Source organism: Olsenella profusa F0195, assembly GCF_000468755.1.
Taxonomy (GTDB): domain Bacteria; phylum Actinomycetota; class Coriobacteriia; order Coriobacteriales; family Atopobiaceae; genus Olsenella_F; species Olsenella_F profusa.
This window is the reverse complement of the sequence record NZ_AWEZ01000025.1, coordinates 1-7,310: the sequence shown is the minus strand read 5'-3', so window position 1 is coordinate 7,310 and position 7,310 is coordinate 1. Positions and strand designations below refer to the sequence as shown.

General features: G+C 65.9%; 12 protein-coding genes. 5 read left to right on the top strand and 7 right to left on the bottom strand.

The window, feature by feature from the left end; all coding sequences use genetic code 11:
• A partial coding sequence (locus HMPREF1316_RS03430; RefSeq protein WP_021725527.1) for an IS256 family transposase occupies positions 1-529 on the top strand: 529 nt, incomplete at its 5' end.
• 48 nt (positions 530-577) lie between these two features.
• A complete protein-coding gene (locus HMPREF1316_RS14640; RefSeq protein ID WP_040651200.1) occupies positions 578-862 on the top strand; it encodes a hypothetical protein in 285 nt (94 codons plus the stop codon).
• Positions 863-864: 2 nt separating this feature from the next.
• Here HMPREF1316_RS14640 and HMPREF1316_RS14345 read toward each other — a convergent pair whose 3' ends face one another.
• Both HMPREF1316_RS14345 and HMPREF1316_RS14340 read right to left on the bottom strand, forming a co-directional pair.
• Entirely contained in the window at positions 865-1,599 is a 735-nt protein-coding gene (locus tag HMPREF1316_RS14345) for an EcsC family protein (protein ID WP_021725522.1), read from the bottom strand.
• Between the two features lie 30 nt (positions 1,600-1,629).
• On the bottom strand, positions 1,630-1,911 hold the full coding sequence (locus tag HMPREF1316_RS14340; protein WP_021725526.1) for a hypothetical protein: 282 nt from the start codon (positions 1,909-1,911) through the stop codon (positions 1,630-1,632).
• A 436-nt stretch (positions 1,912-2,347) separates the two neighbouring features.
• On the opposite strand from HMPREF1316_RS14340, the gene HMPREF1316_RS03415 reads away from it, so the two are divergent.
• The 3 genes from HMPREF1316_RS03415 to HMPREF1316_RS14950 all read left to right on the top strand — a co-directional run bounded on the left by HMPREF1316_RS03415 (position 2,348) and on the right by HMPREF1316_RS14950 (position 3,740).
• Positions 2,348-2,566 carry a hypothetical protein gene (locus tag HMPREF1316_RS03415; RefSeq protein WP_232204419.1) on the top strand — a complete coding sequence of 73 codons (219 nt, stop codon included), beginning with the start codon at positions 2,348-2,350 and terminating at the stop codon, positions 2,564-2,566.
• 275 nt (positions 2,567-2,841) lie between these two features.
• Positions 2,842-3,162: a peptidoglycan recognition protein family protein gene (locus tag HMPREF1316_RS13100; protein ID WP_021725533.1), complete on the top strand. Its 321-nt coding sequence runs from the start codon at positions 2,842-2,844 to the stop codon at positions 3,160-3,162.
• Positions 3,163-3,464: 302 nt separating this feature from the next.
• Positions 3,465-3,740: a hypothetical protein gene (locus HMPREF1316_RS14950; RefSeq protein WP_084620827.1), complete on the top strand. Its 276-nt coding sequence runs from the start codon at positions 3,465-3,467 to the stop codon at positions 3,738-3,740.
• Positions 3,741-3,833: 93 nt separating this feature from the next.
• Here HMPREF1316_RS14950 and HMPREF1316_RS03400 read toward each other — a convergent pair whose 3' ends face one another.
• The 5 genes from HMPREF1316_RS03400 to HMPREF1316_RS14335 form a co-directional block, all read right to left on the bottom strand.
• Entirely contained in the window at positions 3,834-4,679 is an 846-nt protein-coding gene (locus tag HMPREF1316_RS03400) for a nucleotidyl transferase AbiEii/AbiGii toxin family protein (RefSeq protein ID WP_021725523.1), read from the bottom strand.
• Positions 4,676-5,200, bottom strand: a complete 525-nt coding sequence (locus HMPREF1316_RS03395) for a type IV toxin-antitoxin system AbiEi family antitoxin domain-containing protein (protein WP_021725531.1) — start codon at positions 5,198-5,200, stop codon at positions 4,676-4,678. The genes HMPREF1316_RS03400 and HMPREF1316_RS03395 overlap by 4 nt, the downstream gene beginning before the upstream one ends.
• Positions 5,201-5,455: 255 nt before the next feature.
• Positions 5,456-6,097 (bottom strand): site-specific integrase, encoded by a 642-nt coding sequence (locus HMPREF1316_RS03390; RefSeq protein WP_021725525.1) that lies wholly within the window; start codon positions 6,095-6,097, stop codon positions 5,456-5,458.
• Between the two features lie 400 nt (positions 6,098-6,497).
• Positions 6,498-7,070 (bottom strand): ATP-binding protein, encoded by a 573-nt coding sequence (locus tag HMPREF1316_RS03385; protein ID WP_021725530.1) that lies wholly within the window; start codon positions 7,068-7,070, stop codon positions 6,498-6,500.
• Positions 7,070-7,310, bottom strand: a 241-nt coding sequence (locus HMPREF1316_RS14335) for a hypothetical protein (protein WP_040651194.1), incomplete at its 5' end; no start/stop codon positions are given. The genes HMPREF1316_RS03385 and HMPREF1316_RS14335, both read right to left, overlap by 1 nt.

Sequence of the window (7,310 nt, the reverse complement as noted above, 5' to 3'; positions counted from 1 at the left end):
GCAGGGTCGAGGACGTCTCCGAGATCCTCTGGGGCCCGCGCGTCCCGCCCGCCACGGCCTCCAGGCTCGATCGCAAGACCCTCGGCGCCGCAACGTGCTCGACAAGGCGCCCAGGGCCAGGAGGGAGGCCCTGGCGGCGTCCCTCGAGGCGATCCGCGCCCAGGAGAGCGGGGCGAAGTGCCTGGCAAAGGACCGCGAGGTCGCCTCGGAGCTCGGGGCGCCGAAGCCCGAGGCCGCGGCAGGGGCCGTCGAGTCCGGCGCGGAGGGGACGCCCGCCTACGCCCTCCTCCCGCCGGAGCGCTGGAGGAGGATCAGGGCCAACAACGGCATCGAGCGGCTGAACAGGGAGATCGAGGGATGCACCGACGCGGTCGGGAGCTTCCCGGCGGGCACCGCCGCCGTGATGCTGGCTGCGGCCAGGTGCGAGTACGTGGCCGAGGGCAGCTGGAGAAGCAGGCGCTACCTCGACGCCGATCTGCTCCGGGGATGGGACGAGAGGGAGGTGCTCAAGGGATGGCAGGACGACTAGAGACAATGACTGGGGCGGGGACCCAGTTGGAGAAAGTGCGAAAGACTATTGACGGAACCTTCATGCAAGGGGATAACCGAGCTGGACCTGACGGGGCTCGACCCGTCAAAGCTGACAGACCTCCTATACGCTTTTGCCAGCTGCCCTGCGTTCACCACGATCTACGTGGACAACACGTGGGAGCTGCCCAGCGGCGCGTCCGGCATGGGGTGCTTCTATCAGGACACGGCATTCGTGGGAGGCAACGGAACGGCGTACTCGAGCAGCAAATACGGGGCCTCCATGTGCGTGATCGACCAGGAGGGGCAGGAGAGTTATCTTACCGCGAAGTAGTGCTACTCGACCTCTGGCTCTACCTCAGCCGGATCCTTGTCCCCGTCTATGTCAATCCCTGTGAGGAGGTGTACGCGCTCGGGCTTTTCCATGATGAAGCGCTTGTGGTAGAAGGTGTCCGCAAACTTGATGACCTTGTCCATCTGCGCAGTGTCGAACAGAAGTCCGAAGCCCGCCCCGAAGAGCGGGACTATCCTCACGACGTTCTTCAGGGCCAGCTTCGAGCCGACCTGCTTGAGCACGTTCCTGAATATACTGTTCTCCAGGCCTTTGGTACCATTCTTCACGAGCGCCTTCTGGGCCGCCTTGTTGGCGAGAGCCCTCATCTGGGCGATGAGCAGCGCGGTCCCGCCCTCTTGGATCATGGCGGTCCAACCCTTCTTGGCAGCCTGCTCGACGCTTGCGACCCCGGCAAAGAGAAAGGACCTTGCCCACGTAGTCATCCGCCGAAGCACCATGGAGCCTGGGGACATGGATGCGGAGAACACCTGGCCGGCTATCATGAGCTCGTCGGGGTCCTCCTTGACGTCGTACCCGTACATCATGGCCACCGACTGGACTGCCCTGAAGTACACGAGCATGCTCAGAGCGAAGTTGGTCGGGATTCCCCAGAAGCCAACCGCGCCAGTAGCGCCTCCCTCGACTGCGGCCGCGCCCATGTGCTGACCGTAGGTCTTGTTTGCGGCCTTGGCGACATCATAGGATCTCAGCAGACAGATCTCATCCAGCGATGACACCTTCTCCTCCTGTGGGCCGGCGTTTATCGATCACAGGGCGAATTCCCTGCCGACGGTCATCCTCGCTGCCTGCTCCTCGAGCTTGTCGAAGCCGTCGGCAGCGGCCTTTAGGGCATTGGCGACGAGCTCCTGTTCGGTAAGCCCATGGAAGGTCTCCTTGGCGGCGGCGCCCACATGGCCCGTTAGCTCCTTCACCTTTTCCGGGGTCGCCTCCGCGACCTTCTTTCCTGCCTTTGCCAGAACGCCGGGCGATGTGAGGCGCTCATACCTCTCCGTCAGCCTGTCGATCTCCATGTACTCGCGCTCGTCCACGATGGGCTCCGGGGTGCGGTAGGCTCCGCTATCACCCTTTAGGTTGCCCTCAAACTCTTCGCCGCACTCCCACCGAACGCCTGATGGACCTGCCTTGCGCCTTCGGCTGCCGCCTTTGCCCCTGCGGAGGCCGCTCCGGCAACCGTACCGGCCGCGCCCGCAGCTGCGGTTCCCACGGCTTTGCCTGCCTGCGCGGCCCCCTGCGCGAATGCGTTGGCGACCGCTATGTCGAATCCCTTCTGTCTAGGCTTCCGCAAGCCCGTTTCCTCGCTGTCCATGCTTGTCCCGTTCCCTGTAAGCTGCATCAACCGATATACCTTATGCAGCCTATTCTATTCCCGATGCATGCGTGCCAGGTGCAAGATCAACTTGTGATCCCCTGAGACGATTGTCCCTGTCAGGGACGTCATCGAAGAGGGCCTTTCTGTTGGAGTCGGTGTTGGTCGCGCTCATCGGGGGTGCCGTCACACTGGCGGGCGTGGTGGCAAGCAACTCGCGGTCTCGCGCGGTGATGGAGCAGAAGCTCGACGAGCGCACGCGCAGGGTCGAGAAGCACAACTGCCTGGTGAAGCGCATCTATCTCTTCGAACGGGACGTGGCAGTCCTTCGGAATGATGTCGAATCTCTCGAGAAGAAGGAGGCTTCGCATGACTGAGTTCCTGACAGGCAACGAGTGGTGGTGGCGTCTGGCGCGGACCTGCGTGCAAGGGGTGCTGGGCGCCCTCGTCGCGAATTTGGATTTGCCGGTGGGTGTGTGTGGGTGCTGTCGCCGGAGTGGCGGGCGCTTGTGGTCGCGCTGGTGATGGCGGTGCTGTCGCCGGTGATGGCGGAGATTGGCAAGCACGTGGAGGCACCGACAGTTGAGGAGGGCTCAGATGAGTGACGAGGAGAAGTGTTCGGACGGGCTGGATGCCGACGGGAGGGGTGCTGATGACGAAGAGTAAGCTGTGCACGTATTCGCGTATTACCAAGAACCACTCTGCCGGGCGCGGCGGCTGCCGGGTGTGCAAGATCACACCGCACTACATGGCTGCGAAGTGGTCTGGGAAGCAGCGCGCCGACTATTTCGCCCGCACGAACAGACAGGCGAGATCCAACTACTGCATCGGCGTCGATGGCGACATCGCCATGTTTGTGGACGAGTGCGACCGTGCCTGGACATCCTCCTCGGCTTGGAACGACAACCGAACAATCACCATCGAATGCGGGAACGTCAACAACTCGACCGGGGAGATGACCCAGAAGACCTAGGATGCGCTCGTCTCGCTGTGCGTAGACATCTGCAAGAGATACGGCTTCCGGCTGAGCTACACGGATGACGGGTCGGGCTTCCTGACTGAGCGCCGCGTATTCGCCTCTACGGCCTGCCCGGGAGCGTGGCTGCACGCCCGTATGGGAAAGCTGGCCCAGGAGGTCAACACGCGACTGGACGACTCCACGAAGTCTGAGAACAAAGGCGGATCCTCCACCACGAAAGGGGACGGCAAGTCTGGCAGCTTCCTCGCGAAGGTGACCGTGGACGCGCTCAACATCCGTAAGGGGCCGGGAACCGGATACGCGAAGGTCGGCCGCCTCCGCGACCGTGGCATCTACACCATCGTGGAGACTTCCGGCTCTGGGGGCGGCTCAAGTCCGGCGCGGGCTGGATCTGCCTGGACTACACTTCGCAAACGAAGACGGCTAAGAGCTCGGCTTCCAAGACCATCGACATCGACACCCTGGCCCAAGCCGTGATCCGCGGCGACTACGGCAGCGGCGGGGAGTGCAAGCGCCGCCTGGGCTCGAACTACGCGGCCGTGCAGAAGCACGTGAACGATCTGCTTAAGTGAGCGGACGGTGGCGCGAGGAGCTGGCCTGGGCCGTGGCGGACCTTGCCGCCGTGGCCCTGTGCTTGCCGTTGGCGGTGGCGTTCCGGGCCCTGTCTAGCGGGCGGCGTCGATCCTGGCGATGAGGCTGTTCGCCCACTCGATGGCTTCGGTAGCCGTGGGCAGAACGCCGAGACCCGCTGCTTGCGCCCGGTAGGCCTCCTCCCAGTTCGGGCCACCGGCTATGGTCAGTGGCCAGGTCTGCTCCTGGCGGTAGGCGCAGAGCCTGACGCAGGTGACGCGCACCTCGGCCAGGTCGAGGTTGGGGGTGTTGCTCACGATGAGCTGGAGGTCGATGAGGTCGTGGGCTCGCTCGCTGCCTGGGGCGCTCGCTGCGTGCAGCTTCTGGGCGATTTGGTGGCGCAGGGGCATGAGGTGCGCCGGGGCGGGCACGGGGAAGCTGAGCTCCTCGAACATCGAGACGATATCGGACGAGATGCCGACGTCGAACTCGTCCGCGTCGCCTATCTCGTCGTGGCCGACCTCCACGGGGACCGTCACCCAGGGCTTGCCATTGTAGTCGAGCTTGGCATCGAAGGGCTGCATCACGTATCTGGGCTCGATGCCGGCCGGGTGCGCCGGCTGCCGGGGCACGAGCCTGCCGGTGAAGCCCTCACAGCCCTCGCGTAGCCTGCGGTTCAGGTCATCGGCAAACTCGTCGAGCCTCACCGAGCGGGCTGCGTCGAGGTCGCGTGTGAAGCGGGTCTGGGCGTCACCGTAGCGCAGCTTGAGGGCGCTGCCGCCCTTGATGACGCCGTCGGGGATCATCTGGGCCACGACGGCGGCCGCCATGGCGTTGCGCACGCGCAGTGGGTCCCCGCGCCTGACCGCCATGCGGTCGATCGCGATGTCCAGGTTGCGCCTGCTGTTGGGGCGCTTCCTCTTTTTCTCGCCATTCGTCATGCGAGCTCCTCCTCGAGCCTCTCGTGGTCCTCCCTCGCGATGAGCCTCTCATCCCAGGCTTCGCGCTCGGCCTGCCTCAGGCGCTCCGTGAGCACGCGGCCACGGCAGGCCCGTATAGCCTCGGAGAGCTCCTGGCAGGCGATGCCCTCGTAGGATGCCATGCGGGACACGGGCTTGTCGGCGAGGCCGACCCAAGCGGGCAGGTCTCGGCGCACCCGGCGGTCGGGCGCGACCAGGACCCTGGGCGGGTTGACGTAGGCCAGCCCCAGGAGCGCCAGCACCGACTCCCCCCAGAGCACCGACCCGGGCCCCACGAGGGCGAGGGCCTCGGCGTAGCGCTCCTTTCCCGTGGGTACCCAGTGGGTGAGGCGGTAGACGCCGTGCCCCACCCGCTCCAGCCGTCCGGACCTGGTCCAGCGCGTGAGCTCGGCCCCCGCGATGCCGGCCTCTCTGGCCTCAGCGGCGGTGATGACGCCGTAGTTGTCGGCCGTTATGTCGTACAGCTTCTCAAAATGTCTCATGGCAAGAGTTTAACAGAAGTGTATAAGTATTGGCAATATCAGATGGCCTTTGTCTGTTCCCTTTGAAGTCACAAGCTGTAACCTCAAGACATGGCTCGGGCTGATCCTGCGGGCTGACCAGCTAAGGTGCCAATTTGGCACCTTAGCTGGTCAGAGACCCCTTTGAAGTGCCAATCTGGAATCACAAAGGGGCTGAACCGGTGGTTTTAAGTCGCAATTTGCGACTTAAAACCCGGTAAGGTCGCATCTGCGACCTTACGCCGCACCCGCTTCGGCTGCCCTGGCCTGTGCGAGCATGGCCTCGAGCTGGTCGACCGTGAAGGTGAGCCCCTTGGATGCGGGGGCGGGATCGCTACCGAGGAGGTCGCACTCGATGGGCGAGACCGCCGCCCTCTTAGCGTCCGAGTCTACGTTGGTGTAGATGTTGAGGGTCATGCTCACGCTTGCGTGCCCGAGGTAGCTCGTCACCGTGCGGACGTCCATGCCCGCTGCGATCATCATGATGGCGAAGGTGTGGCGCAGGTCGTGGAAGGTGCAGGAGAAGCCATTCATCTTGCAGAAGGCAGCGAAGTCCTTCCCCAGCTGGGTGGGATTGTAGGGGCGGCTGTCGGGCTCCTGAGTGCCGAGGATGAAGGGGTCGCCGGAGAGGCCGAAGGCCGCCATCTTCCGGATGGACTCGGCGCGCATGTCGCGCAGGGCCTGCCAGGTGTGCCTGGTGAGGGGGATTGTCCAGCGCGAGCTCTGGGTCTTGGGCTTCTTGAGGTAGAAGTCTCCCTCGGCGTTGCCGAGCGCGTGGGAGACCGTGATGGTGCCGTCCTCCCCGAGGTCGGACCAGCGCAGGGCGCAGACCTCGCCCCCCCGTCGCATACCCGTGGTGAGCGCGAGCTCTATGGCCATGCCGAGCGGGGAGGGCTGAGCGGCTAGGGCCTGCGGTGGTGAATCTGGTGTGTTCAGTCAAGTAGAAATCGACACTTTGCGCTGTCGAGTTTCGACACTTCGCTCAGCGCATGCCCTGCCGCCCCGTTCCGGTAGCCGTCAGAAGCCTATCTGCCAGTCGTCGTCCCGGCCCCCCTCTCCCGCCGACCCGCCCGTCCCGTGCGCTCCGCCCGCGACCATCTCCGCCAGCTCCTCGTACGTGTAGGCGCACCCGCGGCAGCCGAGGCCGCGACGGGGCTCGAAGAGGTCCCAGTGGTTCGTGCAGGACTCGGGGAGCAGGTCGACCGGGCAGAGGCCCTCGGCCCGGGCCCTCTCCCTCGCCGCGACGAACTCCCTCCTCTCGTGGACGGCATGCGTGCCATCACTCCGCCCCCTCCAGCATCAGCGCGTGGTCCATCCGGTGGCTCGTGCCGTCGGACTCGACGAGCCTCGGGTGGCGCGCGACGCGGTCGACGGGCGCCGCGGCGAGCTTGTCGTCGGCGAGCGCCGTGCCCCACTTGGAGAACTCTATGTTGGTCGTGATCATGGGGCTCCGCCTCCCGTGGCAGTCGGGCACCACCTGGAACGGCAGCCTCGCCCCCTCGACGTCGATCGGCACGTAGCCGAACTCGTCGAGTATCACGAGGTCGGCGGCCGTCGCGTCCCTGAGCGCGGCCTCGAGCCTCCCGTCCTCCCTGGCGCGCTCGAGCTGCCTCACCAGGTGCGCCGTCTCGTGGTAGCGCACGGGGCGCCCCTGCGAGACCGCCCCCGCGCCGATCGCCGTCGCGAGGTGCGTCTTGCCCCGCCCGGTCCTGCCGCGGGACACGAAGCCCTCCGCGGAGTCGAGGGACGCGAGCGACCCGAGCCGCGCCGGGCCGTACCCGTCCGGGAGCGCGACCTGCGGGCAGCCGTGGCCCCCGAAGCGCTTGAGCTGCGGGGACCGCGCCCCCCTCATCAGGCGCTCCCCTCGTGGGCCTCCCCCGGCTCCAGCTCGGCGCCGAGCAGCGCGTCCACCGCGCGGGCCTCCTGGGCCGTGGCGCCGCCGAGGAACCCGGACACCACCCCGCGCGAGATGAACAGCGCCCTCGCGCGCCTCATGACCGACTCGCTCGGCCCCGCCCGTCGCGCGCCCCCGGCCATCAGCCTGTCGTACTCGGCGAGGTCGACGGCCTCGTCGCAGGCTGTTTTTGATAGA

Excerpts from the sequence above, each read along its gene's own strand:
- HMPREF1316_RS03395 (WP_021725531.1), bottom strand. The coding sequence starts at position 5,200 with ATGAGACATTTTGAGAAGCTGTACGACATAACGGCCGACAACTACGGC.
- HMPREF1316_RS03385 (WP_021725530.1), bottom strand. The coding sequence starts at position 7,070 with ATGAGGGGGGCGCGGTCCCCGCAGCTCAAGCGCTTCGGGGGCCACGGC.
- HMPREF1316_RS03390 (WP_021725525.1), bottom strand. The coding sequence starts at position 6,097 with ATGGCCATAGAGCTCGCGCTCACCACGGGTATGCGACGGGGGGGCGAG.
- HMPREF1316_RS13100 (WP_021725533.1), top strand. The coding sequence starts at position 2,842 with ATGACGAAGAGTAAGCTGTGCACGTATTCGCGTATTACCAAGAACCAC.
- HMPREF1316_RS03400 (WP_021725523.1), bottom strand. The coding sequence starts at position 4,679 with ATGACGAATGGCGAGAAAAAGAGGAAGCGCCCCAACAGCAGGCGCAAC.